We start from the raw sequence: 23,531 nt of genomic DNA, 5'->3' as shown, positions 1-23,531 counted from the left end.
GCAACTACGCGCCGCTCGTCTCCAGTTGCTGAGTGAACATCGTCGATCCCCCGGTGGCGAAGTTGCGCAGGTCGCGCCCGGCTTCCCGCATCTCGGGAGATGCCAGACCCTTCTTCAGGTCGTCTTCGGTGTCGAACTGCAGGTACGCCACGGCATAGTGGGCCGGTGCGGAACCGTCGAGGGACTTGCACTTTCCCCAGGCGAACCCGGACAGTCCGGGAACCTTGGCCGCGAGGGGAATGTGGGTGGTGCGGTAGTACTCGTCGAAAGCTTTGGGGTCCTTGGGGACTCCGTAGCAGACAGAGATCTGGCAGGTCATTCGTCGTCCCCGTTCGGCTTGGCAACAAGGGTGAGCACGTCGTAGGTGGCGACCGCATCGCCGTTCTGGTTGGCGACCAACGCATCCCACCGAACCTCGCCGTAGTCGGCTCCGGTGCGTGGAGTGATCTGCTTGGCGGTAAGGGTGACCGTCAGAGTGTCGTCGGCCTTGACCGGGGTCAGGAAGCGCAGGCTGTCGACGCCGAAGTTGGCCAGGACCGGCCCCGGAGCGGGGTCGACGAACAGGCCTGCTGCGAGCGAGACGACGAGGTAGCCGTGGGCGACGATACCCCCGAAGAGCGGGTTGGCCGCCGCGGCGTCCGGGTCGGTGTGGGCGTAGAAGGTGTCGCCGGTGAACTCGGCGAAGTGGCCGATGTCGGCGAGGGTGACCTGCCGCGGTCCCCCGACGATCGTGTCGCCGAGGACCAGTTCGGCGAGATTCTTCCGGAACGGATGGACGTCGCCTTCGATGCGGTCGGCGCCGGGCACCCAGCGTCGGCCCACGGCGGTGAGGATATTGGGCGTGCCCTGGATCGCGGTGCGCTGCATGTGATGCAGGACGCCGCGGATACCTCCGAGCTCCTCGCCGCCGCCGGCACGTCCGGGTCCACCGTGGACGAGTACCGGCAGGGGTGAGCCGTGACCCGTTGACTCGCGGGCATTCTCGCTGTTGAGGACGAGAACGCGGCCGTGGTGGGGGGCCAGGCCGAGAACGATCTCACGCGCGATCGCCGAGTCGGCGGTGACCAGGGAGGCCACCAGGCTGCCCTGTCCCCGGGCGACGAGTTCGATCACGTCGGCGTTGTCGCGGTAGCCGATGACGGTGCTCACCGGACCGAAGGCCTCGACGTCGTGTGGTTCGGTGGCGGTGCGATCGTCGCAGCGGAGCAGGATCGGCGACAAGAACGCCCCGGCGGTGGCGTCGGCACCGGCGACGTCGACCAGGTCCGGGTCGCCGTGGACGATGCGGACGCTCTTGGTCAGTACGCGAACGGATTTCAGTACTTCGTCGCGCTGTTCGAGGCTTGCGAGGGCGCCCATGGTCACCCCGTCTGCGCCGGGTGCACCGACGACCACCTTACCGAGGCGCGCGCTGGTCGCGGAGACCACGTCGTCGACGAGATGCTCGGGGACGAAGGCGCGCCGGATCGCCGTGCACTTCTGGCCGGCCTTGACGGTCATCTCGGTGACCAGTTGCTTGACGAAAAGGTCGAACTCTGCGCTGCCCGACGTGACGTCGCTGCCGAGAATGGAGGCGTTGAGCGAGTCCGCCTCGGCGTTGAAGCGCACGCCTGCGGACACGATGTTGGGATGGGCGCGCAGTGTGGCGGCGGTGTCGGCGGAGCCGGTGAAGGCGACCGAGTCCTGCCCGCCGAGGTGATCGAGCACGCCGCGGGCGCTGCCGCACAGCAGCTGCACCGAACCCTCGGGCAGCAGGCCGGATTCGATGATCCGCCGGAAGACCAGTTCGGTCAGATAGGCCGACTGACTGGCCGGCTTGACGATCGACGGAACACCCGCGATGAACGCCGGGGCGAGCTTCTCGAGGAACCCCCACACCGGAAAGTTGAAGGCGTTGATCTGCACGGCCACGCCGCGACGCGAGGTGTAGATGTGCTGCCCGAAGAAGGTGCCCTTCCTGCCGAGCTGTTCGAGACCGCCGTCGAGGTACACGGTGTCGTCGGGCAGCTCCCGCCGGGCCTTGCTCGCGTAGCTGAGCAGCGTCCCGAAGCCGCCGTCGATGTCGATTGCCGAGTCGCGTTCGGTTGCACCCGTTTCCGCGGACAGTGCGTAGAACTCGGCCTTGCCCGCCGTCAGGGTCATCGCAAGCGTCTTCAGCGCCGCGGCCCGCTCGTGGAAGGTCAGCGCAGCCAGCGCCGGGCCACCCACCGTCCGGGCGTAGTCGATCATGCCGGGCACGTCCACGCCGGTCGACGAGATCCGAGCGACCTCGTGGCCGTCCACCGCACTGAGCAGCGGGGCGCCCTCGTCGGGCGCGGTGTGCCAGCGCCCCTGTACATAGCTCTGAAGCAGCGTGCTCACAGGATCTCCATTTCTCACCGTACGTTCGGTCAGTAATTACGATCCGTGAGCGCCACCGCTCCTGTCAAGGGGGGCGGTCGGCTACGCCAGGACGATCAGGTGCGCCGCAGGCCGTCGAAAACGATCGTGACGACGGTGTCCGCAAGCTTGTCGACCGTCCCGTCGGCACGCGGGCGGTACCACTCGACGATCGAGTTGACCATGCCGAAGGTCAGCCTGCTGACCAGGGCGGGGTCCACTCCGGCGGGCAGGTCCCCCTCGGCCGCGGCCGCCTGGACCAGCTCGCCGACGAACGTGTCGAATTCCCTCCGGCGCGCCAGCGCCCGACGCTCGACGGGAGTGTTTCCGCGCACCCGCAGCAGCAGCGTCACATACGGCAATTCCGCGACGAGGACCTCGACACTGCGCCGGACCAGGTACTCGAGACGGTCGATGTACGGGCCGGTGGTCGTGCCCTCCTCCGTGGTGACGGCGAAGAGGGCGTTGAGCGCACGCGAGAGCGCCAGATCCAGCAGTTCCGCCTTGCCCGAGACGTGGTGGTAGATCGCCGACTTGGTGATGCCCAGACGTTTGGCGAGGGCTTCCATGCTGGTGCCGTCGTAGCCCTTGTCGTTGAACACCTTCACGGCGACCGCGAGCAATGAGTCGAGGTCGTATCCGGGCCTGCCCGGCCGTCCCGTCCGTTGTACTACGCGCGCCGATGTCATGAGTTCATCTTCGCTCATCCATCCGTGCCGCGTGACAACGCCGGACAGCCACCCTTGTTACCTACCGAATGTTCAGTTAATAATTGAAGCCGGACACCGAACAAGGAGCACGCGATGAGTGACGTTTTTCTGGTCGACGGCGCGCGCACGCCGCAGGGTCGCTACGGCGGCGCACTGGCAGGAGTGCGCCCGGACGACCTCGCCGGACTGGTGGTGGCGGAGGCGGTCCGACGAGCCGGTGTACCCGGTGACGCGGTCGACGAAGTGATCCTCGGCGCCGCGAACCAGGCGGGCGAGGACAACCGCGATGTCGCGCGCATGGCGGTCCTGCTGGCCGGCCTGCCCGACACCGTTCCGGGGTTCACGGTCAACCGACTGTGCGCGAGCGGCCTGACCGCTGTCGCGCAGGCTGCCGCCTTGATCCGCAGCGGAGAGGCCGATCTCGTCGTCGCCGGCGGAGTGGAGTCGATGACCCGCGCGCCCTGGGTGATGGCCAAGCCCGGCACCCCGTGGTCCCGGCCCGGCGAGTTCGCCGACACCTCGCTCGGGTGGCGATTCACCAACCCGAAGTTCACCGCCGCCGACCGGAACATCCCGTCGAACTCGGGACCCGAGACCCGCAAGATCACCCTGTCCATGGGCGAAACGGCCGAAGAGGTCGCGGCACTCGAGGGCATCACTCGCGAGGAGAGCGACGCCTTCGCGTTGCGCAGCCAGCAGCGGGCAGTCGCGGCCGTCGACGCCGGGCATTTCCAGCGTGAGATCGTTCCGGTCCCGGTCGACGGCAGGATGCTCGAGGCGGACGAAACCCCTCGTCGCGGCACGACCCTCGACAGGCTCGCCGCGCTGCAGCCGGTCTTCCGGAGCAACGGCATCGTCACGGCCGGCTCGTCGTCGTCACTCGCGGACGGCGCCGCGGCGCTCGTCGTGGCGAGCGAGGCGGCGGTCGCCCGGTACGGCCTGAACATCCGGGCGCGGATCGTCGGCTCCGCCAGTGCCGGCGTGGCGCCGCAGGTCATGGGTCTCGGTCCCGTTCCCGCCACGCAGAAGGTGCTCGCCCGCGCGAACTGGTCGGTCGCCGACCTCGACGCGATCGAACTCAACGAGGCTTTCGCGGCCCAATCCCTCGGAGTGATCCGCCAACTGAAGCTCGACGAGGCGATCGTCAACGCCGACGGCGGTGCCATCGCTCTCGGCCACCCCCTCGGCTGTTCCGGGGCCCGGATCCTGCTGACGCTGCTCGGACGAATGGAACGCGAGAACGCGCGCCGCGCACTGGCCACCCTGTGCGTCGGAGTCGGCCAGGGCACCGCGATGCTGATCGAGGCCCCATGACGGACTTCACCACACTCGACTTCGACGAACGCGACGATCGCGTCGTCGTGATCCTGAACCGCCCGGCGCAGCGCAATGCGATCACCGCGGAGATGATCGACGAACTCCACACCGTGTGCGCGCGTATCGAGGCTTCCCCGAAGTCGTTGCTGCTCACCGGTCGTGGCGAGCACTTCGCGGGTGGCGCCGACATCGGACAGCTGCGGGCCCGCACCCGCGACGACGCGCTCGCCGGGATCAACCGGACCCTGTTCGACCGGATCGGCCGGCTGCCGTTGCCGACGGTGGCCGCGGTCAGCGGCTTCGCTCTCGGCGGCGGCGCCGAGCTGTCCTACGCCTGCGACATCCGCATCGCGACCACCACCGCCAGGTTCGGCAACCCCGAGCCCGGACTGGGCATCATGGCCGCTGCCGGCGCGAGCTACCGGCTTCCGCAACTCGTCGGTGTGTCCGTCGCCAAACAGGTACTGCTCGGTGGACACGTCCTCGACGCACGGGCCGCACAGCGTTGCGGTCTGGTGATGGAGGTGGTCGAGCCCGGCACCCACATCACCGCCGCACACCGCCTGCTCGATCGAATCGCACGCTCGGCACCACTTGCACTTCGCCTGACCAAGACGATCGTCGACTCCCCGGGCGCGCGTCCGCTCGCCGACGACATCGCCCAAGCCGTGCTGTTCGAGACCGACGACAAACACGCCCGCATGACTGCATTCCTGGAGAAGAAGAAATGACCGACACACACGCACCGGCCCATGTCGCAGTGATCGGCGGTGGCCGCATGGGCGCCGGGATCGCACAGGTCTTCGCGACGCTCGGCAGCGCGGTCGTGATCGCCGAAGCCGGCGATCAGGCCGCCGCCCGCGAACGGGTGGCCACCGGTCTGCGCCGCGCGGACGAACGCGGCAAACTCGACCGTGCGACGCCGGAAGAGATTCTCGAGCGGGTCCGCACTGTCGCCGGGCCCGACGAAATCGCGCCCGAAACCGATCTGGTCATCGAGGCGGTGCCGGAGAACGCAGCCCTCAAGGCACAGGTCCTGGCCGCCGTCGAGCGCGTCGTCGGCCCCGAGTCCGTGATCGCCAGCAACACCAGTTCGCTGTCGATCACGGACCTCGGCAAGAACTTGACCGAACCCGGCCGGTTCCTCGGCATGCACTTCTTCAACCCCGTCCCCGCTTCCGAGTTGGTCGAGATCGTCACCGCTCCCACCACCGACCGTGCCGTCATCGAGAAGGCCGTGGCCTGGGTGAGCCTTCTCGGAAAGGCCGACATCGTCGTGAACGACTCCCCCGGATTCGCCACCAGTCGCCTCGGGGTATTCCTCGGCCTCGAAGCGATACGCATGCTCGAAGAAGGTGTCGCCGACGCCATCTCCATCGACCGGGCCATGGAACTCGGCTACCGCCATCCCATGGGTCCGCTGCGCTCGACGGACCTCGTCGGTCTCGACGTCAGGCTTGCCGTCGCCGAGCACCTCGCCGCCACTCTCGGACCACGCTTCGAGCCACCGAAATTGCTGCGCGACAAAGTTTCCCGAGGAGAACTCGGCCGCAAGAGCGGACGAGGCTTCTACAACTGGACCACGACAGGAGCGCAATCGTGACCACCACGGACACCACCCCCGTGCGGGTGCAGATCGACGAGGGACTTGCCACCATCACCTTCTCGCGGGCCGATGCTTCCAACGCTCTCGACGTCGCAACCAAGACCTCGCTGCTGGCCGCAGTGCGCAAAGTCGCACTCGCGCCCGAGGTCCGGGCCGTTCTGCTCACCGCGACCGGCAAGAACTTCTGTGTCGGGCAGGACCTGAGTGAGCACGTCGACGCACTGCACGCCGATCCGGCATCGGCGATGAACACCGTCGGCGAGCATTACAACCCGCTCCTGCAGGCCTTGACCGAGCTCGAGGTGCCGGTCGTCGTCGCCATCCGGGGCGCGTGCGTCGGCGCCGGCCTCGGACTGGCTCTGGCCGGCGACATCCGAGTCGCCGGCGAGGGGGCGAAGTTCGCCACCGCCTTCACCGGTATCGGTCTGGCCTGCGACTCGGGCCTGAGCCACACCCTCGTTCACGCCGTGGGCGCCAGCCGGGCCGCCGGATTGATGTTGCTCGGTGACCGCTTCGGCGCCGCGGAGGCCCTCGCCTGGGGACTGGTGCATCGGGTGGTGGCCGACGAGGAGGTCGCGACCGTCGCCCGCGATCTCGCCGTGCAGCTCGCCCAGGGGCCTACGGAGGCATATCGGCGCGTCAAAGGTCTGCTGAAGGCCACGAACCCGGGACTGCCCGACGCGCTCGAGCGTGAACGACACGCGCAGGAAAGGCTCGGTGCGAGCGCCGACCACAGCAGTGCAGTCGAGGCGTTCCTGTCCAAGTCTCGGCCTGTTTTTGCAGGTCACTGACCTACGAGAAGCCTGCGGCTCCGGCGGAAGACAGCTCGGGGCTTGTGCGGGGTCGCTCCCGCACGCATACTATTACTGACCGAATATTCGGTAATGAAATGAGGCCAGATGACAACGCCGCCGGCAAAGGCAGACGACCTACAGGGCCTGTTCGACGACACCATCGCGAACGATCAGCGGATCGAGCCGCGCGACTGGATGCCCGAGGACTACCGCAAGACATTGATCCGGCAGATCGCGCAGCATGCGCATTCGGAGATCATCGGAATGCAGCCGGAGGGGAACTGGATCACCCGCGCCCCGTCGCTGCGGCGCAAGTCGATTCTGCTCGCCAAGGTGCAGGACGAGGCGGGCCACGGACTGTATCTGTACTCCGCTGCCGAAACTCTCGGCGCGGACCGTGCCGATCTGACCGAGAAACTGATCGCCGGCAAGCAGAAGTACTCGTCGATCTTCAACTACCCGACACTCACCTTCGCCGACGTCGGCGTCATCGGCTGGTTGGTCGACGGGGCGGCGATCTGCAATCAGGTTCCCCTCTGCCGCACCAGCTTCGGACCATACGGGCGGGCGATGATCCGCGTGTGCAAGGAGGAGTCCTTCCACCAGCGACAGGGTTTCGAGCTGCTGATGACGATGATGCGCGGCACCGATGAGCAGCGAGCGATGGTCCAGGAATCGGTCGATCGCTGGTGGTGGCCCGCACTGATGATGTTCGGCCCACCGGACGACCGGTCCCCGAACACCGAGAAGTCGATGACGTGGAAGATCAAGCGTCACACCAACGACGAACTCCGACAGCGTTTCGTCGACATGAGCATCCCCCAGGCCGAGGCGCTCGGGGTCACCTTCCCCGACCCGGACCTCGCATGGAACGCCGACCGCGGGCACTACGACTTCGGTGAGCCCGATTGGAGCGAGTTCATGGAGGTCGTCAAGGGGAACGGCGCCTGCAACGTCGAGCGCATCACCAACCGCCGCGCCGCGCACGAGAACGGCGCCTGGGTGCGCGAGGCCGCAACCGCCTTCGCCGCCCGTGAACGAGAGGGCTCGTAGAGACCATGACCGACATCCAGTTCACCGCAGAAGACCGTCGGGGCGCCGTCCCCACGACCGACGCGCCCGCCAGGGCGGCCTGGCCCTTGTACGAGGTGTTCGTCCGCGGCAAGCGCGGCCTGAACCACGTCCACGTCGGCTCGCTGCACGCCCCCGACGATGCAATGGCCCTGAATCACGCCCGAGACGTCTACACCCGCCGCAACGAAGGGGTGAGCATCTGGGTCGTCCCGTCGGCGGTGATCGTCGCCTCCAGCCCGTCGGAGAAGGATCCGTTCTTCGCGCCCAGCGGCGACAAGGTCTACCGGCACCCGACGTTCTACGACATCCCCGACAACGTCCCCCACATGTGAGGTCCACACCATGATCGATCACGACAACGCCTACGGGGACCTCGTCGACGAGGACAACCACGGACAGTGGGCCTTCGGCACCGGCTTCGACGACCCGCTCGCCGGAGTGGACACCACTGTCCCGGACGACGTCGACCTCGGCGCGCTGGCCCGCTACTGCCTCTCACTCGGCGACGACGCGCTGATCTCGTCGCACCGGTTGTCGGAGTGGTGCACCCGTGCTCCGGAGCTCGAGGAAGAGATGGCGCTGGCGAACATCGGACTCGACCTACTCGGTCAGGCACGCCTGCTCCTCGCCCGAGCGGCCGCGGCCGACCCCGGCGTCGTCCCGTTCATCTCCGACTCTTCCCCCGTACCTGCGGAGGACGCACTGGCGTTCTTCCGCACCGATGCCCAGTTCCGGTGCGTTCGACTGTGCGAGCTCGAGAACGGAGATTTCGCCGAGACCGTCGTGCGTACCCTCGTGCTGACGACCTGGCGGCTCGCCATCTTCTCCCACCTGCGCGAGAGCCGGGACCCGGTGCTCGCGGCAGTCGCCACCAAGGGCGTCAAGGAGCTGACCTACCACCGCGACTACGCCGCACGCTGGGCCGTCGTCCTGGGCTGCGGCACCGACGAATCCCGCCGCCGGATGCGCACCGCGCTCGAATTCCTCTGGCCCTACACAGCGGAACTGTTCGTCCCGACCGAGGACGAGCTGGCACTCGCCGACGCCGGCGTCGGCGTCGACCCGCGGACGCTGCGCGAGGAGTTCGACAACGTGATCGGCCAGGTTCTGTACGCCGCCGAACTGCAGGTGCCCCACGGCCCAACCGTCGGCACGGTCGGCGGACGTGCCGGTCGCCGTGGTCTGCACACCGGGGCGCTCAGCCTGCTGCTGGCCGAGATGCAGTCCGTCGCACGAGCGCATCCCGACGGGTTGTGGTGACCGTGACCACCGCGGACCTCGCCAATGCCCGGGCACTCGTCGAGTCGGTCCTCGATCCGGAGATGCCGATGTTGACACTGGCAGATCTCGGCGTCGTCCGAGACGTCGTGATCGACCGGGACGACACCGTGGTGGTGACCATCACCCCCACCTACTCCGGTTGTCCCGCGCTGGTGACGATGCGATCCGACATCGAGCGTCTGCTGCACCGGCACGCCTACCGCAACGTTCGCGTCGACACCAGCCTCAGCCCAGCTTGGAGCAGCGACTGGATCAGCGAATCGGGGATGCGCAAGCTCCGTGATGCCGGGTACTCCACTCCCGGTCGCGCTCCCGCGACCCCGGCGCGGGGGCCCGTGCCGCTCACCTTGACCACTCGCCGTCGCGCCGTGTTCTGCCCTCTGTGCGGTTCACCCCATACCGAGGTGGTCTCCGAGTTCGGAGCCACGTTGTGCAAGGCGCACTACCGGTGCCGGGCTTGTCTCGAACCGTTCGACCACGTGAAGGAAATCTGACATGACCACCGTCGAATCCCCTCGCGCTCAGCGCACTTCACGCCTCCGCGACTTCCATCGCCTCCAGGTCGCCGACGTCGAACGATTGTGTGACGACGCCGTCGCGGTCACCTTCGAGGTCCCCGACAGCCTCGCAGGGGAGTTCACATTCCAGGCAGGCCAATCCCTCACCATGCGGCGTACCGTCGACGGCGTCGAGCATCGCCGGTCGTACTCCATCTGCGCACCCGTCGGCGGTTCGCCCCGCGTCGGCGTGCGCGAGGTGCCGGGCGGTTTGTTCTCGACCTGGCTCGTCCACGACGTCCGCGCCGGAGACGTCATCGAAGTTCAGGCACCCACCGGCAGCTTCGTCGCCGACCCCGCTGCCGCCGGAAGGCACCTGCTGATCGCTGCCGGTTCGGGAATCACCCCGATGCTCTCGATCGCCGCCTCGGTTCTCACGAACCCCGACTCGTCGGTGGTGCTGCTGTACGGCAACCGGCGGACCCGCTCGGTGATGTTCGCCGAGGAGATCGCGGACCTCAAGGACCGCTACGGTGCCCGGTTCGAAGTCGTCCACGTGCTCTCGCGCGAGCCCCGCGACGTGGAATTGTTCACCGGCCGCCTCGACGCGGACCGCCTCCGCGACATCGTCTCCGCGATCGTGCCCCTGGACGACGTCGACGACATCTGGCTGTGCGGGCCCTACGGCATGGTGACCGACGCCCGAACGGTTCTCGGCGAGTTCGGCGTCGACAATGCCCGAATCCACCACGAGTTGTTCTTCGTCGACGACGCGCCACCGCCGCAACAGATCCACCGTGAACACGGCATCGAGGGCCCGTCCAGCGAGGTCACCATCATCCTCGACGGGCGCAGCACCACAGGTACCCTGTCCCGCGACCGGAACATCCTCGACGCGGCGGAGAACGTGCGTCCGGACCTGCCCTTCGCCTGCAAGGGCGGTGTGTGCGGCACCTGCCGCGCCAAGGTCACCTCCGGGACGGCAGAGATGCTGCGAAACTACGCACTCGACGATGCAGAAGTCTCTTCCGGGTTCGTCCTCACCTGCCAAACCCTGCCCACCAGTGATTCGGTGACGATCGACTTCGATGCATGACGCATGCTTGACACCAATCAAGCTTGCGGACAACAGAATTAATTCTTTCACGTGCCGGACACCCGGTTTCGTGGCCTATTCGAACATTCACGCCGCGCCGGTGCGCACCAAAGACCTCGAGGAGCATCACCATGACCGTGCTGCAGGAACCCCCGACCGACAACGCAATAGAGTTCGCCTCCCGCGACGAGATCTCGGCCCTCCAGCTCGACAGACTGCGTTGGTCGTTGCAGCACGCGTACGACAACGTCGCACACTACCGAGCCTCGTTCGACGCGGCGGGTGTGCATCCGTCCGACCTTACGGAGCTCGGGGACCTCGCCAAGTTTCCCTTCACCACCAAGGCCGATCTACGGCAGAACTACCCCTTCGGAATGTTCGCAGTTCCGCAGGAACGTATCTCGCGCCTCCATGCATCATCGGGCACCACCGGTCGGCCTACCGTCGTCGGCTACACGAGCAACGACCTCGACAACTGGGCTGATCTGGTGGCTCGCAGCCTCCGCGCGAGCGGTGTCAGGCGTGGTGACAAGGTCCACGTCGCCTACGGCTACGGACTCTTCACCGGCGGACTCGGCGCCCACTACGGCGCCGAACGACTGGGCGCCACGGTTATTCCCATGTCGGGTGGTATGACCGATCGACAGATCCAGTTGATCGAGGACTTCCGGCCGGATGCCATCATGGTCACCCCCTCGTACATGCTCACCATCGTCGACGCCATGATCAAGAAGGGCATCGATCCCGCCGCCACGTCCCTGCGAACCGGGGTGTTCGGTGCCGAGCCGTGGACGGAGCAGATGCGCAACGAGATCGAACAGCAGCTGGGAATCGACGCGGTGGACATCTACGGCCTGTCCGAGGTCATGGGTCCGGGCGTCGCACAGGAGTGCGTGGAAACCAAGGACGGCCTACACATCTGGGAAGACCATTTCTACCCCGAGATCATCGACCCGCTCACCGGCGAGGTGCTCCCGGACGGCGAGGAGGGTGAGCTCGTGTTCACCTCGCTGACGAAGGAAGCGCTGCCGATCATCCGGTACCGCACTCGCGACCTCACCCGGCTGCTCCCCGGCACTGCACGGTCGATGCGCAGGATGCAGAAGGTCACCGGCCGCACCGACGACATGATCATCCTGCGCGGCGTCAACCTCTTCCCCACCCAGATCGAGGAGCTGATCCTGACGGTGCCGGTACTGGCACCGCAGTTCCAGTGCGTCCTCGACCGTCCCGATCGCATGGACAACCTCACCGTCCGCGTCGAGGCGCGCCCCGAGGCGTCGGCCGCAGCGCGCACGTCGGCCGCCACTCAGCTGCAGAAGCTGGTCAAGAACAAGATCGGTGTCACCGTCGCAGTCGACGTCGTCGATCCCACCTCGATCGAGAGGTCGCTCGGGAAGGCCCGCCGGATCGTCGACAACCGTCCCGCCTGACCGAACTCTGCGCGTCACTTCTCGCCTATCCGCCTTCCCACCCACCCTGACGACCACGGCCACACCACCTCACGAGCGCCTCGCCGAGGCCGTCCGTCGAACCCTCCCCCACCCATGCCACATGCCCGTCGGGACGCACGAGCACAGCCGTCGGCGCGTCCACCACGCCCAGCAACGGCAGCTGCCAGATGCCGTCGTAGCTCGCCCGGACGTAGTCGACGTGTGTGAGGTGGTCGACGAATTCGATTGGTGGACCGGAGAACTGCAGAAGCACCGGTCGGGCCAGGTGCATGAGATCGAACACGCGCCGCGGCCCGTCGTGGACGACGATGTCGAGGTCCGGCATCCGCCGCCCCAACAGTGGATGTCCCGATCCGAGGTCGTAGGCGACATCGAGGCCGGAGATCAACGCCGCGATCGGCGATCCGGCATCGTCGACGCGGAGCACTTCGTCGAGCAGCTCACGTAGAGCCTCCTGCCGCGGATCGACCTTCTGGAACAGTGATTGGGCCATCGTGAATTTCAGTGCTCGCGCCCCGGCGGGGTGTCGTTCGGTGTGGTAGGTGTCGAGCAGGTCCTCCCCGGTCACCCCGCGCACGACGTGCCCGAGCTTCCAGCCGAGATTGACTGCGTCCTGGATGCCCAGGCCGATTCCGAGTCCCCCCGTCGGGGAATGCACGTGTGCGGAGTCGCCGGCGAGCAGGACCCGGCCGGCGCGATAGGTCGTCGCCTGCCGGGTCGCGTCGGTGAACCGCGAGAGCCAGGTGGGGTCGTGCACACCGAAATCGGTGCCGAACACCTGGATCAACTCTCGTCGCAGGTCATCCAGCGTCGGCGCCGTGGGAGGCGCCAACTCGCCTTCGGTCACCACGACCCGCGCTCGGCCCTCCCCCATCGGATACAGACCGTGGACTCCACGCTCGTCGACCTTCGCGTCGGCGGGCAGTTCCTCCGTGACCCGAACCTCGGCGATCAGGCTGCTGCGCGTCGCGTCCGGCCCCTCGAATCCGATCCCGGCCTCGCGGCGCACAACGCTGCGACCACCGTCGGCTCCCACCACGAAACGAACGCGCACCGATTCTCCCGAAGCGCACCGAAGGTGGGCGCCCTCATCGTCCTGCTCGATACCGACGACCTCCACACCCCGCCGGATCGGCACCCCGAGTTCCTCGATCCACTGCAGCAGGAGCCGTTCGATGTGGTTCTGGAACAACGCCAGTGTGTACGGGTGGCGGGTGGGCAGACGACCCACGTCGAGCCTCGTGCCCCCGAAGGTCGCCGTATTCACCGTTCGCCCCTCGGCGAGGAATCGCTCGGCGATCCCCCGTTGATCGAGCAACTCGATCGTGCGGGCATGGATACCCCCACCACGCGACCCCGCCAGTTCCTGCGACTCGCGACGCTCGAGAACGACGACGTCCGCGCCGGCCAGGCGCAACTCCCCCGCCAGCATCATTCCCGTCGGCCCACAGCCGACGACTGCCACGTCGTGCATATCCGCCCCTCTCGTCGGCATCGAACGGGCAGTATGAGCCCTTGGTGGGGGCTTGCGGCAAGCCCCCACCAGCGCGATACCGTGGAAACGGGAGGGGGGACGAAAGCGCCCGGCGTCAGCCCTCGATGATGCGCTTGATCGCGTCCAATGTCGCGGGAATACCGCTGCGGGCGGCCTGTTCCCGTGCGGCGATCTCGCGGGGCGCATCGGCGCCGAACCGCTCGTGGAAGAACTTCAGCCCGGCCTCGGTGAACTCCCAGGTCTCCGTCAGCTCCGTGCCGGCGTCCGCGGGCTTCATCAGATAGCTCCAGCGCACGAAACCGGGACCGACCGACCACGCGAACTCACGACCCGGGGATGCGACGACCACCTCCGACCGTGTCTCCCAGGTACGTTCGGGAGTCACGTTCCGCCCGGTGAAGAAGGCACCGACCTCGGGACCCTGACCTTCGTCCCACCAGCACTCCGCGCAGACGGGAGACCACTCCCCCGTGCGGGTGACATCGGAGACGAGGGCGTACACCTCGTCCGGTGTTGCGGAAACGACGACGGAGGACTCGAAGGTCAAGGGTGCAGTATGCATGGCCACCATCCTGCCCTACGAGGCGAGTCCGAATTCGCGGGTATCCGCTTGGCCACCAGTCATCCTCCTGCTCGATCGTCACAGCGTATGACTGGCGGCCGAGCGGATCCGTTTCCCGACTACAGGTGGGCGGTGCCTCCGAAACGGGGTACTCGGGACTCGTCGGAGTGGTCTCCTCGGCTACCGAGGTATGAGGGAAAGAGGTGGCGTCATCATCGAGTCGTTGATCTTCGGAGTGATCGCCTCGAGCGCCCTGGTCATCGGCGCACTGGTCGGCGGACGGTTCACCATCCCCAAACGTGCACTCGCCGCCATGCTGGCGTTCGCCGCAGGCGCACTGATCACCGCGTTGACCTTCGAACTGTTCGAAGAGTCGTATCAGAAGGGCGGCATCTGGCGCGCCGCGCTCGGACTCGCGGTCGGCGCGATCGTCTTCACCCTCCTCAGCCAGCAACTGGACCGGCTGGCCGAGGGCAGACACCGCCAGCCGCACGGCAGCGAGAAACTCGACCTCGACGCCGCGACGGAGAAGGCACCCTCCACCGCCTCCGTCAGCGGAGCCGCCCCGAAGCACTGGTCGGGAGCGCGTCCATGCGCGCGCAGGGCCGATCCCAGACCTTCATCCTCGGCACGTGGGTGATCTGCGCCGTGCTGCTCACTCTGGCCGTCGTCGTGGGCGCCGGACCCCTCGCCTCGAGTGCACCCGAGACGATCTCGTTGCCGCTCGCCTTCACCGCCGGTGCGGTGCTCGCGTCCCTGGCGGACACCCTCATGCCCGGGGCCTACGAAAAAGGCGGCCCAACGGTCGCATTGAGCACTGCCGCCGGATTCGTCCTCTCGTACGTCCTTGCCACGGTGTGATGTGGCGGGGGAGGAAACGCCGAGGTCGACCCGACTGCGAGACGCGCGGACCACACTCGTCTGCCGGGGTCGTGGGAAGATACTCGGATGCCCCGGAACCTGATTCGAGCAATGGTAGGGACCGAGTTGCATCGACTCGGCGTACTCGCGCGCCGCGTTTCGTCGGCGTTCGACCGATCCAGCCTCGCACTGACGGGACGCCGCGAGCACTTCGATCCGGGCCATCCCTGGCTTCTCAGCGGCGAGGAACGGGGCAACAGCGACACCAGGATTCGACAATGGACCGACGGCAACGACGTCACTCCGCTGATCCACGGCAAGGTGTACTTCGCGGCGCTGGCGGACGCCCTGCACCGCGCCGGACCGAACGACCTGGTGCTGTTCACGGATTGGCGCGGCGACCCCGATCAACAGCTCGTCGACGGCGTGACGGTGGCCGACGCATTCGCCGCCGCCGCGCGCCGCGGCGCGATCGTCAAGGGCATGATGTGGCGCTCGCACATCGAGACGCTGGGCTATCCCGGCCGCCGCAACCGCAAGCTCGCGAAGATTCTCGAGGCGGCCGGTGGGGAGGTGATCCTCGACCAGCGAGTTCCCGTCTTCGGCAGTCATCACCAGAAATTCGTCGTGGTGCGCTACGCCGACCCGGACACGCCGGACGTCGCGTTCGTCGGCGGTATCGACCTCGCGCGGGCACGACGCGACGACGACGACCACTTCGGCGATCCGATGAGCCGACCGTTTCCACCCGAGTACGGTGAGACCCCGGCATGGCACGACGCGCAGTTGCAGATCCACGGTCCCGCCGTCCGCGACGTCGAGGACGTCTTCCGGGAGCGCTGGGAAGACCCCGCCGCGTTGTCCCGATTGCCGTGGCACGCTCTGCCCGACATTCTGCGAGGCGTCACCCGCTCCCCGTCCGAACTGCCTCCTCCCGCTGCACCACCCGCTCCGTGCGGAACCTGTTCGGTGCAGTTGTTGCGAACCTATCCGCGTCGCCGGCCTGCGTATCCGTTCGCAAGGGACGGGGAGCGGAGCGCGGCCCAGGCCTACGCGAAGGTGTTGCACCGGGCCCGAAGTCTGGTGTACGTGGAGGATCAGTACCTGTGGTCGGTGGATGTGGCGCGTGTGTTCGCCGAGGCACTGCGCCGCGAACCGGGACTGCGCCTGGTGGCGGTCGTCCCCAAGTTCCTCGACGAGGACAGCCCCATCACCATCCCGTCCGCGCTGTTGGGGCACTCGTCGGCGCTCGAGACCATCCGTGACGCGGGTGGCGATCGCGTGCTGGTCCTCGACCTCGAGAACGACCGGGGCATCCCCGTGTACGTGCACTCGAAGGTATGCATCGTCGACGACACGTGGGCGGCGGTCGGCAGCGACAATTTCAACCGGCGTTCCTGGACCCATGATTCGGAACTGACTGCCGCTGTGCTGGACACCGCGCGGGACACGCGCGCGCCCGTCGACCCGGCGGGACTCGGTGACGGCGCCCGTCGATTCGCTCGCGATCTGCGTCTCGAGCTGGCCCGGGAGCATCTCGGCAGGAAGGACGGTGACGACTCCGATCTGGTCGATCTGGACGAGTTCTTCGACGTCGTCCGAACCAGCGTCGATGCCCTGGACCGTTGGCACAAGGCACCGTCGGCGGGTACGAGGCCGGCGGGTCGGCTGCGCCGCCACCACATCGATGTGCCGCCGCAGTGGCAACAGGTTGCCGCCTCCCTGGTCTACCGGTTGATCGTCGACCCGGACGGACGGCCGATCCGGATGCGGCTGCGCCGTACCTACTGACCGACGATTGGCCCAGCCCTCGACCGGGTACGCGGACTCCACAATCCGACACCGGTGAGGAGTACAGCATGGCGGTCACCGTCTCCGACCGATTCGACATCGACGCCGCACCCGAGCAGGTGATGCGTGCGCTCGAGGATGTCGAACACATTCCCGAATGGTCGTCGGCCCACAAGAACGTCGAGGTCCTCACGCGGGACCCCGAGGGCCGCCCCCGCCGGATACGGATGACGTTGTCGCTGTTCGGGTTCTCCGACACCCAGACGATCGAACACGACTGGACCGAACGATCGACGTCCTGGACCCTGGTCGACAGCACGATGCAGCGCAGCCAGGACGGGATGTACGCACTGGAACCGAGCGAACACGGCACCCGCGTGCAGGTCACCATGTCACTGGATCCGAAGGTGCCCGTCCCCGGTTTCGTTCTTCGGCGCGGCCAGAAACATGCCCTCGACGCGATCCGTAGGGGGCTGACCGACTTCGTCCTCGCCCGCTACACCTGATCCCCGCTACACCTGATCTCAGAGCAACTCACGGATTCCGCACAGCGGCACATGGATCCAGCCTTCCCGGACGGCGACAGCTCGCTGCGTCGCATCGGGTCGGGTGGTTCTCCCGAGCGCTGCGGCGCGGGCGGCAAGGCCCGCGACGACCGCATCGAACGCGTCGTCCGAGGTGATGCAGAGGTCCCGGAAGCCACCGAGATCCAGTTCCGGAAGGGCCTGTTCCAGTGCAGCCACGGACGCGGCCCGCACCTCGCGGTTCTTCGTACTCTTGTAACCCTTGAACGGCAGGTCCCAGCCCCGTAACGCCGCGGCGGGATACACCTCGACCACGGCTCCGTCGACGCGGTCGACATCGACCCCGACCGCCTCGAGTTCGGCGAGCAGTCCCGCGCACCGGAGCGCAACATGCGCGATGAGGTCTGCGGACACGCTCAGCGGGACGATCCCCGTCTCGGCATGCACGATGCGGTCGGTCAACCGCCGGACCAACGGGAGGCGTCCGGAGCGGCTGCTCAGGGCGCGTTCGCGCGAGTACTCGAGGCGGTGGTGTGCGGCGACGAAGTCGACGAACGCGTCCGGCCATCCGAACGGCGCGTCGATGCCGCTCCGGTCCGCCGCCGTCACCGCGTTCACGACCTCCCGGTCGGTCGCGCCGAGCCGCAATTCCCGGACCGTCGCGGTGCCACCTTCCCAGACGACGGTGGCGACCGCCGTCTTCGCCGGTTCCGCCGCGAGGTCGACCCCTACCGTCTGCACCCACGCCACGGTATCCGCTGGCTGCGCTGCGTGCCCCGTGGATTACCTTCCGTATTCGTGCCACGGTGGAGGCGGATCCTTTCCAGGAGGTGCATCGCCATGGAGCACACCCAGCACACCGGCCCGGCGCAGGAATGCCCGGACTGTCACGCGCTCGCCGCAGATCTCGAGGCGCACAAGCAATGGCACTCCAGGGTCGTCCACGACCTCGCCGTCGCCGTCGAGAAGGAAGTGGACAGACGGACGAAGACCCCCTGACCGGAGCCGGTCCGCGATCCGGCTCGCACCGGAAGGGACGGTGGACGCGCTGGTGGCCGCTCGCAGCGACGGCGGCGTTCGTCGTGCTGCTCGCCGCGACGGGCGCGATCCCGACCTGGCCCGGCCTGATCCACCTCGTGGCGCTGCCGCCGCTAGATCAGTTCACCGACCTGCGGCTCCTGCTGTCGCGGGCGTCGTCGTGGCCGGTGTTCCTGGCATTGCTCGCCGTCGTGACCGCGGTCCGGGTGGTGCTCATGGCGTGGCTGCTGGGCGGCCTCTACGCCCGGAACCTGCGATTCGCCGCCCTGTTCTACGCGGTTGCGTTCGGGCCGGTGCTGGTGGCGGCGTTCGCCGATGCCGCCGCCTACGCGGTCCTGTACTCGCGGTTGTTCTGGCCCGCAGTCGCCCTGGTCGGGGCGCTGGTATTCACTCTCGGCGCGGTGCCGTGGCAGGGCCGGCCCCGGTTGCGCGAGGCCGTCGCACTGACCTGGCGGCGTGGGCTGCGGGTCGAGGTGATGCTGCCGTACTGTGCGGTGGTCCTGGCGCTGGGTGCCGTGGCCGATCGGATCCCGGGCCTGACCGTGCCGCTCGTGCCGGTCTCGGCCGTCGCGACCGGGCTGACGATCGCGATGATGGACCGCCCGGCATTGCGGCGACCGGGAGCAGCCCTGACCGCGCTCGTCGCGGTGCTCACCGCCGTGTCGATCGTGTTCGTCGCGACCCGCGGGTACGACGAACCGGAACCCGGTCCGCCGCAACCGGGTTCGCTGTTGATTGTGGCCGGAATCAACTCGGCGTCGGGACGGAGCGTGATCCACGCGACGGACGTGCACCGCCTCGGCTACCGCTGCGAGCAGGTGTACTACTTCTCGTATGCCGGACCGGGTAACGGGCAACCACAGGAGGACGCGACCTGCCCGATCCGCACCGGCGCCCCCTACGGACCCACCGACACCGAGAGGCCGTTCCGGGAGCAGGTCGATCTGTTCGTCGAGCAGGCATCCGCGTTGCCTCGCCCACTTGTGGTCGCCGCGCACTCGCACGCCGTCTGGGTGGTGTGGGAAGCCGCCGCCACCGGCCGGGTCGACGTCGACGCGTTGCTGCTGGTCGGCGCCTTTTCGAGCACCCCGACCGGTTACCCTCCACCGCACGTGGACGAACCCGGCCGCGTCCTGGGCGACCTGCTGCGGGTCGCGGCATCGTCCGCCGGCCTGATCGACTTCCACTTCGACCCGGACTCCCCCGCCGCGCGGGACCTGCTCGGTACGGCGGGAACAGCGGAATCGATTCTTGCTCAGCGACTTCCGCAGAATGTACGTGCCATGAGCCTGCCTTCGGCCGCCGATCTGCCCTTGATGACGGACCACCGACTGGATGTCGAACGAAACGGGTGCCCGGCGCGCGTCGCCCACCCGAACCTGCCCGCATCGGCAGCATTCGAGGACGCGACGATCCGCTTCCTGAACGGCCGCACTCCCCCACCGTGCCCGCCGTGGCGGGACTGGGGCGCCGTGGCCTTCCGGCCGTTCGGGATGCCCTCGGGACAAGCATTGCGATGATTCCGACGGCCGTGTCGAGGATTGTCATCGAGGCGGGTCTTCGAAGGAGCATGATGGAAGGGTGAGCCAGGGGCGCCGGAAGCCTCCAACCAATGGCCGGGATGTAAGGCGTTGCTCCACAACGTCTTTACGCACCTGCGCGCACCGCACCATGAGGAGTGACCGCCATGACATCGATCCAACCCGGCGGTAATGGAGGTGGCGGGACGATGGCCCGCCCGAACTCGTCCGGCCTGGCGGAGGTCATCGACACCATTCTGGACAAGGGCCTCGTCATCGACGCGTTCGTACGAGTCTCGCTCGTCGGCATCGAGCTCGTGACCATCGACGCCCGCATCGTGGTCGCCAGCGTCGACACCTACCTGCGCTTCGCCGAGGCCGTGAACCGGCTCGAGATCTCCCAGACCGAACCGAAGGGCCTGCCCGACATCGTCGGTGACATCGGCGGCAAGGCCATCGAAAGCGCCGCCAAGAAGAAGACCAACAGCGCTCTGGACTCGGCGGCCGAAAAGATCCTCGGGTTCCTCGACGACGTCGCCGAGCAACGCCGGCGGAAGTAACGATCGTCGTGCAGTGAGGTGCCTGCGTGAGCCGATGACCTACGGCGAGCGCAGCGATGATTCTGCCGAGGCCCGAAGGTCTACCCCTCTTGCCGAGACAACCAACCTACGGGAGTACGGAATGGGACTCATCGACATCGAACTGTTCGCAACCCTCGACCTCGTCGGGCAGGCACCCGGCGGCCCCGACGAGGACCCGGAGGGGTTCCCGTTCGGCGGCTGGCAGGCGCCCCTGATCGACGAGGTCACCGGTGCGCAGGTCGGTGCCGCGTACGAGGACACGGACGCTCTCCTGCTCGGCCGGCGGACCTACGACATCTTCGCCGCCTACTGGCCACATCAGGAGGGCGGCGAGGACGGCGGCATCGCCACTCTCTTCAACAGCGTCCCCAAGTACGTGGCCTCCCGCGGCAAACCCGACCTCTCGTGGGCCGGGTCCACGCAACTCGGCCCGGATCTGGCGGCCGCGGTGCGCGAGATCCGCGACCGGCACGGGCACACCAAGGTCGTCGGGAGTCTCAACCTGGTGCAGACACTCCTGCGCGAGAAACTCTTCGACCGGCTCGACCTGTGGGTGCACCCGATCGTGCTCGGCGTCGGGAAGAAGGTGTTCGACGGGGGCGCGGTGCCCACGAACCTCACCCTCCTCGAACCGCCGGTCGCGAGCGGGAAGGGCACCGTGTACCTGCGCTACGGACTCGCCCCCGGCACGCCGGAGACGGGAGACATGAGCGCACCCGCTCGCGGCGTCGGACGCGACGACTGAAGCCCGCCCACAGCCGAGTTGTCTGTGACCTGCAGTTTCTCCAAGTTTATGCGTAACGAGCCGGACATTCCGGTCGATCACGTGGCAGCGGAAACATGCACTGCGGGTGTCCGCGCCGAGATCTCAGTGTCGATTCAGGAGAAACATTGCATACCAGGCCGGGCCCGACGCACACGACCGACAGATTAGTGACCGACGCGAACGAGATCGCGGAACGAACCGTGCGAGGCCTGGCATGACCGTTCGCACCTACGGCCCCGCGCACCGTTGGTTCGCCTGGCGACCGGTGGACACCACCGACGGAGGTCGTGTGTGGATGCGCGTCGTCTGGAGACGACGCGCATACATCGACCTGGGCACCGCTCCCGGTTCCATGCAGTACTGGACGTACTGGGAGCACGAACCGCACGACCGGTGACGACGCCCGGCGGCTTCCCTACCGGGCTGCCTGAGCGGTCGCCCACCGGTAGTCCGCCTTGCCGGCCGGCGTCCTCTTCACCTCGTCGACGACGACGATCGAACGCGGGATCTTGTAGCCCGCCAACGACTTGCGGCAGTGCTCCTGCACCTCTTCCAGCGTCAACTCGCCCGTGTCCGGGTAGGTGGCGATGACCGCGGCGACGGCCTGCCCCATGCGCTCGTCCGGCACGGGCACGACGAGGGCGTCCGCGACGGCCGGGTGCGCATGCAGTGCGGCCTCGACCTCCTCGGCGAAGACCTTCTCGCCACCGGTGTTGATGCACTGCGAGCCACGCCCGAGGAAGACGATGGTGCCGTCGGCCTCCACGCGACCCATGTCGCCGAGGATCGACAGGCGGGTACCGTCGGCGCGGGTCGGGAACGTCCTGGCGGTCTTCTCCTCGTCCTTGTAGTAGCCGAGGGGTACGTTGCCGATCCGCGCGATGTATCCGACGTCGTCCGAACCCGGCGGAATCTGCTCGAGGCGCTCGTCGACGAGAATCATGTTGGGCGACGGCGGCATCCGCAGATTTCCGGCCTCGTCGACGTCGAACGCGCCGTCGTTGCCGGATTCCGAGGCACCGAAGTTGTCGCGCAGCAACAGATCCGGTTTCACCGCGAGCATCCGGTCGCGCACACTCGTCGACCAGATCGCGCCGCCCGAGGTGATCGAGAACAGCGAACTGTAGTCGACCTCGCCCTTCCTGCGTTCCATCTCGTCGACCAACGGCAATCCCATACCGTCCCCGACGATGAGGATCACCTGCACCTTGTCCTTCTCGATGGACTCGACGACCTTCTTCGCGTCGAAATCCCGCCTCAGCACGACCCGGGCACCGAGCGTGAAGAACGTGAACAGCGAGTACAGGGCGGCACCGTGCATGAGGGGTGCTGCAATGAGGAACGCGAGGCCGGGGAACTCCTTCGCTCCCGCCGCCACCTCGGCGAGATCCTTGCGCGGTTCGGTGCCGTATGGATTGCCGCCGGAGAGCGGCTTGCGGAAGAAGTCGTCGTGCCGCCACATGACACCCTTCGGGTATCCCGTCGTGCCACCCGTGTAGAGCAGGTACAGGTCGTCTCCCGAGCGCGTCGGGAACTCGGCCTCGGCGGGCAGATCGTGTGCGTCGGCGAAGGAGGTCACGGCGACGGACCGGCGCTCGGCAGCCTCCCGCAGCTCGTCCTCGGTCTCGCCCACCACGAAGACCGACCGGATCAGTGGACAACTGTCGAGCAGGGACGCGAGCACCCGCTGATGTTCCGGAAGCTCGACGACGACCGCCACCGAATCCGAATTGGTGAAGATGTACTCGAGTTCCGCGGGGGTGTACCGGTAGTTGACGTTGATCGGCACGGCTCGGATCTTGATGAGACCGAGGATGCTCGTGACGTGTTCGACGCTGTTCTTGAGGAACAGCGCCACATGATCGCCCTGGGAAATTCCGGCGCGGGCGAAGAGCTGTCCCGTGCGGTTGGATTCGGCTTCCAGTTGCGCATACGTGAGGTTCAGGTCTTCGTAGGTGAGCGCGATGCGATCCGGCACCGCGGCGGCGACCGTCTCGAATACATCCGCAAGGTTGAACTGCATCCCGAATCCCCTCCTGCAACCGTCCGAGTCCGTTTCGTCGGGCTCCGACCACGAATCTAGAACACGTTGCACGTGTGGTGGAAGGGTTTGTACCGATTGCCCGGGCCGATCGGCCGGGACTGTGTGGACTCCAACACCCGGTCGGGTCCGGAACGCGCGCCC

Annotated in this window: 26 protein-coding genes; 19 read left to right on the top strand and 7 right to left on the bottom strand. The window is 67.4% G+C overall.

The window, feature by feature from the left end:
- Positions 1-4: 4 nt before the first annotated feature.
- From M1M07_RS07445 to M1M07_RS07435, 3 genes are all read right to left on the bottom strand, one after another.
- Positions 5-319 (bottom strand): EthD family reductase, encoded by a 315-nt coding sequence (locus M1M07_RS07445; RefSeq protein WP_248673721.1) that lies wholly within the window; start codon positions 317-319, stop codon positions 5-7.
- A complete protein-coding gene (gene paaZ / locus M1M07_RS07440; protein WP_248673720.1) occupies positions 316-2,361 on the bottom strand; it encodes a phenylacetic acid degradation bifunctional protein PaaZ in 2,046 nt (681 codons plus the stop codon). Before paaZ ends, M1M07_RS07445 begins: the two co-directional genes overlap by 4 nt.
- A 95-nt stretch (positions 2,362-2,456) precedes the next feature.
- On the bottom strand, positions 2,457-3,068 hold the full coding sequence (locus M1M07_RS07435; RefSeq protein WP_248673785.1) for a TetR/AcrR family transcriptional regulator: 612 nt from the start codon (positions 3,066-3,068) through the stop codon (positions 2,457-2,459).
- Between the two features lie 114 nt (positions 3,069-3,182).
- Here M1M07_RS07435 and M1M07_RS07430 point away from each other — a divergent pair, with 114 nt between their 5' ends.
- From M1M07_RS07430 to paaK, 10 genes are all read left to right on the top strand, one after another.
- The gene (locus M1M07_RS07430) at positions 3,183-4,403 is read left to right on the top strand and encodes a thiolase family protein (RefSeq protein ID WP_248673719.1); all 1,221 of its coding nucleotides are present in this window, start codon (positions 3,183-3,185) and stop codon (positions 4,401-4,403) included.
- Complete coding sequence (locus tag M1M07_RS07425) at positions 4,400-5,137, top strand: enoyl-CoA hydratase/isomerase family protein (RefSeq protein ID WP_248673718.1); 738 nt, start codon at positions 4,400-4,402, stop codon at positions 5,135-5,137. The genes M1M07_RS07430 and M1M07_RS07425 overlap by 4 nt, the downstream gene beginning before the upstream one ends.
- A complete protein-coding gene (locus tag M1M07_RS07420; RefSeq protein WP_248673717.1) occupies positions 5,134-6,009 on the top strand; it encodes a 3-hydroxyacyl-CoA dehydrogenase family protein in 876 nt (291 codons plus the stop codon). Before M1M07_RS07425 ends, M1M07_RS07420 begins: the two co-directional genes overlap by 4 nt.
- Positions 6,006-6,803 carry an enoyl-CoA hydratase/isomerase family protein gene (locus tag M1M07_RS07415; protein ID WP_248673716.1) on the top strand — a complete coding sequence of 266 codons (798 nt, stop codon included), beginning with the start codon at positions 6,006-6,008 and terminating at the stop codon, positions 6,801-6,803. Before M1M07_RS07420 ends, M1M07_RS07415 begins: the two co-directional genes overlap by 4 nt.
- Before the next feature lie 108 nt (positions 6,804-6,911).
- Positions 6,912-7,859: a 1,2-phenylacetyl-CoA epoxidase subunit PaaA gene (paaA, locus tag M1M07_RS07410; RefSeq protein ID WP_248673715.1), complete on the top strand. Its 948-nt coding sequence runs from the start codon at positions 6,912-6,914 to the stop codon at positions 7,857-7,859.
- Between the two features lie 5 nt (positions 7,860-7,864).
- On the top strand, positions 7,865-8,212 hold the full coding sequence (gene paaB / locus M1M07_RS07405; protein ID WP_248673714.1) for a 1,2-phenylacetyl-CoA epoxidase subunit PaaB: 348 nt from the start codon (positions 7,865-7,867) through the stop codon (positions 8,210-8,212).
- 10 nt (positions 8,213-8,222) lie between these two features.
- Positions 8,223-9,140, top strand: coding sequence for a 1,2-phenylacetyl-CoA epoxidase subunit PaaC (gene paaC, locus M1M07_RS07400; protein ID WP_248673713.1), 918 nt, complete (start codon positions 8,223-8,225; stop codon positions 9,138-9,140).
- Between the two features lie 2 nt (positions 9,141-9,142).
- Positions 9,143-9,655: a 1,2-phenylacetyl-CoA epoxidase subunit PaaD gene (gene paaD, locus M1M07_RS07395; RefSeq protein ID WP_248673712.1), complete on the top strand. Its 513-nt coding sequence runs from the start codon at positions 9,143-9,145 to the stop codon at positions 9,653-9,655.
- Between the two features lies 1 nt (position 9,656).
- Positions 9,657-10,754, top strand: coding sequence for a 1,2-phenylacetyl-CoA epoxidase subunit PaaE (gene paaE / locus M1M07_RS07390; protein WP_248673711.1), 1,098 nt, complete (start codon positions 9,657-9,659; stop codon positions 10,752-10,754).
- A 131-nt stretch (positions 10,755-10,885) separates the two neighbouring features.
- Complete coding sequence (gene paaK, locus M1M07_RS07385) at positions 10,886-12,187, top strand: phenylacetate--CoA ligase PaaK (RefSeq protein WP_248673710.1); 1,302 nt, start codon at positions 10,886-10,888, stop codon at positions 12,185-12,187.
- 25 nt (positions 12,188-12,212) lie between these two features.
- Here paaK and M1M07_RS07380 read toward each other — a convergent pair whose 3' ends face one another.
- The gene (locus tag M1M07_RS07380) at positions 12,213-13,682 is read right to left on the bottom strand and encodes an FAD-dependent monooxygenase (protein WP_248673709.1); all 1,470 of its coding nucleotides are present in this window, start codon (positions 13,680-13,682) and stop codon (positions 12,213-12,215) included.
- A gap of 115 nt (positions 13,683-13,797) precedes the next feature.
- A complete protein-coding gene (locus tag M1M07_RS07375; protein WP_248673708.1) occupies positions 13,798-14,274 on the bottom strand; it encodes an SRPBCC family protein in 477 nt (158 codons plus the stop codon).
- 181 nt (positions 14,275-14,455) lie between these two features.
- Here M1M07_RS07375 and M1M07_RS07370 point away from each other — a divergent pair, with 181 nt between their 5' ends.
- The 4 genes from M1M07_RS07370 to M1M07_RS07355 all read left to right on the top strand — a co-directional run bounded on the left by M1M07_RS07370 (position 14,456) and on the right by M1M07_RS07355 (position 17,423).
- Positions 14,456-14,905, top strand: a complete 450-nt coding sequence (locus tag M1M07_RS07370; RefSeq protein ID WP_248673707.1) for a hypothetical protein — start codon at positions 14,456-14,458, stop codon at positions 14,903-14,905.
- Positions 14,857-15,126, top strand: coding sequence for a hypothetical protein (locus tag M1M07_RS07365; RefSeq protein WP_248673706.1), 270 nt, complete (start codon positions 14,857-14,859; stop codon positions 15,124-15,126). Before M1M07_RS07370 ends, M1M07_RS07365 begins: the two co-directional genes overlap by 49 nt.
- A 111-nt stretch (positions 15,127-15,237) precedes the next feature.
- Entirely contained in the window at positions 15,238-16,917 is a 1,680-nt protein-coding gene (locus tag M1M07_RS07360) for a phospholipase D family protein (protein ID WP_248673705.1), read from the top strand.
- A gap of 68 nt (positions 16,918-16,985) precedes the next feature.
- Positions 16,986-17,423: an SRPBCC family protein gene (locus M1M07_RS07355; RefSeq protein WP_197256461.1), complete on the top strand. Its 438-nt coding sequence runs from the start codon at positions 16,986-16,988 to the stop codon at positions 17,421-17,423.
- A gap of 18 nt (positions 17,424-17,441) precedes the next feature.
- Here M1M07_RS07355 and M1M07_RS07350 read toward each other — a convergent pair whose 3' ends face one another.
- Positions 17,442-18,182, bottom strand: a complete 741-nt coding sequence (locus M1M07_RS07350) for a DUF429 domain-containing protein (protein ID WP_197256458.1) — start codon at positions 18,180-18,182, stop codon at positions 17,442-17,444.
- A 99-nt stretch (positions 18,183-18,281) separates the two neighbouring features.
- On the opposite strand from M1M07_RS07350, the gene M1M07_RS07345 reads away from it, so the two are divergent.
- The 5 genes from M1M07_RS07345 to M1M07_RS07325 all read left to right on the top strand — a co-directional run bounded on the left by M1M07_RS07345 (position 18,282) and on the right by M1M07_RS07325 (position 21,743).
- Entirely contained in the window at positions 18,282-18,440 is a 159-nt protein-coding gene (locus M1M07_RS07345; RefSeq protein ID WP_197256456.1) for a hypothetical protein, read from the top strand.
- The gene (locus tag M1M07_RS07340; RefSeq protein WP_248673704.1) at positions 18,365-19,999 is read left to right on the top strand and encodes a hypothetical protein; all 1,635 of its coding nucleotides are present in this window, start codon (positions 18,365-18,367) and stop codon (positions 19,997-19,999) included. Before M1M07_RS07345 ends, M1M07_RS07340 begins: the two co-directional genes overlap by 76 nt.
- Positions 20,000-20,166: 167 nt before the next feature.
- A complete protein-coding gene (gene gvpJ / locus M1M07_RS07335) occupies positions 20,167-20,559 on the top strand; it encodes a gas vesicle protein GvpJ (RefSeq protein WP_231611528.1) in 393 nt (130 codons plus the stop codon).
- A 121-nt stretch (positions 20,560-20,680) separates the two neighbouring features.
- Positions 20,681-21,325, top strand: a complete 645-nt coding sequence (locus M1M07_RS07330) for a dihydrofolate reductase family protein (protein WP_248673703.1) — start codon at positions 20,681-20,683, stop codon at positions 21,323-21,325.
- Between the two features lie 235 nt (positions 21,326-21,560).
- Positions 21,561-21,743, top strand: coding sequence for a hypothetical protein (locus M1M07_RS07325; RefSeq protein ID WP_248673702.1), 183 nt, complete (start codon positions 21,561-21,563; stop codon positions 21,741-21,743).
- 18 nt (positions 21,744-21,761) lie between these two features.
- Here the strand turns inward: M1M07_RS07325 and M1M07_RS07320 are convergent, their stop codons facing one another.
- On the bottom strand, positions 21,762-23,369 hold the full coding sequence (locus M1M07_RS07320) for an AMP-binding protein (RefSeq protein ID WP_248673701.1): 1,608 nt from the start codon (positions 23,367-23,369) through the stop codon (positions 21,762-21,764).
- Positions 23,370-23,531 lie beyond the last annotated feature (162 nt).

This window comes from Rhodococcus sp. HM1 (genome assembly GCF_023218075.1).
GTDB lineage: Bacteria > Actinomycetota > Actinomycetes > Mycobacteriales > Mycobacteriaceae > Rhodococcus.
This window is presented reverse-complemented; position numbering and strand designations above follow the sequence as displayed.

Coding starts and splice junctions, on each gene's coding strand:
- M1M07_RS07445 (WP_248673721.1), bottom strand. CDS start 319: ATGACCTGCCAGATCTCTGTCTGCTACGGAGTCCCCAAGGACCCCAAA.
- M1M07_RS07435 (WP_248673785.1), bottom strand. CDS start 3,068: ATGACATCGGCGCGCGTAGTACAACGGACGGGACGGCCGGGCAGGCCC.
- M1M07_RS07430 (WP_248673719.1), top strand. CDS start 3,183: ATGAGTGACGTTTTTCTGGTCGACGGCGCGCGCACGCCGCAGGGTCGC.
- M1M07_RS07425 (WP_248673718.1), top strand. CDS start 4,400: ATGACGGACTTCACCACACTCGACTTCGACGAACGCGACGATCGCGTC.
- M1M07_RS07420 (WP_248673717.1), top strand. CDS start 5,134: ATGACCGACACACACGCACCGGCCCATGTCGCAGTGATCGGCGGTGGC.
- paaA (WP_248673715.1), top strand. CDS start 6,912: ATGACAACGCCGCCGGCAAAGGCAGACGACCTACAGGGCCTGTTCGAC.
- paaB (WP_248673714.1), top strand. CDS start 7,865: ATGACCGACATCCAGTTCACCGCAGAAGACCGTCGGGGCGCCGTCCCC.
- paaC (WP_248673713.1), top strand. CDS start 8,223: ATGATCGATCACGACAACGCCTACGGGGACCTCGTCGACGAGGACAAC.
- paaE (WP_248673711.1), top strand. CDS start 9,657: ATGACCACCGTCGAATCCCCTCGCGCTCAGCGCACTTCACGCCTCCGC.
- paaK (WP_248673710.1), top strand. CDS start 10,886: ATGACCGTGCTGCAGGAACCCCCGACCGACAACGCAATAGAGTTCGCC.
- M1M07_RS07380 (WP_248673709.1), bottom strand. CDS start 13,682: ATGCACGACGTGGCAGTCGTCGGCTGTGGGCCGACGGGAATGATGCTG.
- M1M07_RS07375 (WP_248673708.1), bottom strand. CDS start 14,274: ATGGTGGCCATGCATACTGCACCCTTGACCTTCGAGTCCTCCGTCGTC.
- M1M07_RS07370 (WP_248673707.1), top strand. CDS start 14,456: ATGAGGGAAAGAGGTGGCGTCATCATCGAGTCGTTGATCTTCGGAGTG.
- M1M07_RS07365 (WP_248673706.1), top strand. CDS start 14,857: ATGCGCGCGCAGGGCCGATCCCAGACCTTCATCCTCGGCACGTGGGTG.
- M1M07_RS07360 (WP_248673705.1), top strand. CDS start 15,238: ATGGTAGGGACCGAGTTGCATCGACTCGGCGTACTCGCGCGCCGCGTT.
- M1M07_RS07355 (WP_197256461.1), top strand. CDS start 16,986: ATGGCGGTCACCGTCTCCGACCGATTCGACATCGACGCCGCACCCGAG.
- M1M07_RS07345 (WP_197256456.1), top strand. CDS start 18,282: ATGGAGCACACCCAGCACACCGGCCCGGCGCAGGAATGCCCGGACTGT.
- M1M07_RS07340 (WP_248673704.1), top strand. CDS start 18,365: ATGGCACTCCAGGGTCGTCCACGACCTCGCCGTCGCCGTCGAGAAGGA.
- gvpJ (WP_231611528.1), top strand. CDS start 20,167: ATGACATCGATCCAACCCGGCGGTAATGGAGGTGGCGGGACGATGGCC.
- M1M07_RS07330 (WP_248673703.1), top strand. CDS start 20,681: ATGGGACTCATCGACATCGAACTGTTCGCAACCCTCGACCTCGTCGGG.
- M1M07_RS07325 (WP_248673702.1), top strand. CDS start 21,561: ATGACCGTTCGCACCTACGGCCCCGCGCACCGTTGGTTCGCCTGGCGA.
- M1M07_RS07320 (WP_248673701.1), bottom strand. CDS start 23,369: ATGCAGTTCAACCTTGCGGATGTATTCGAGACGGTCGCCGCCGCGGTG.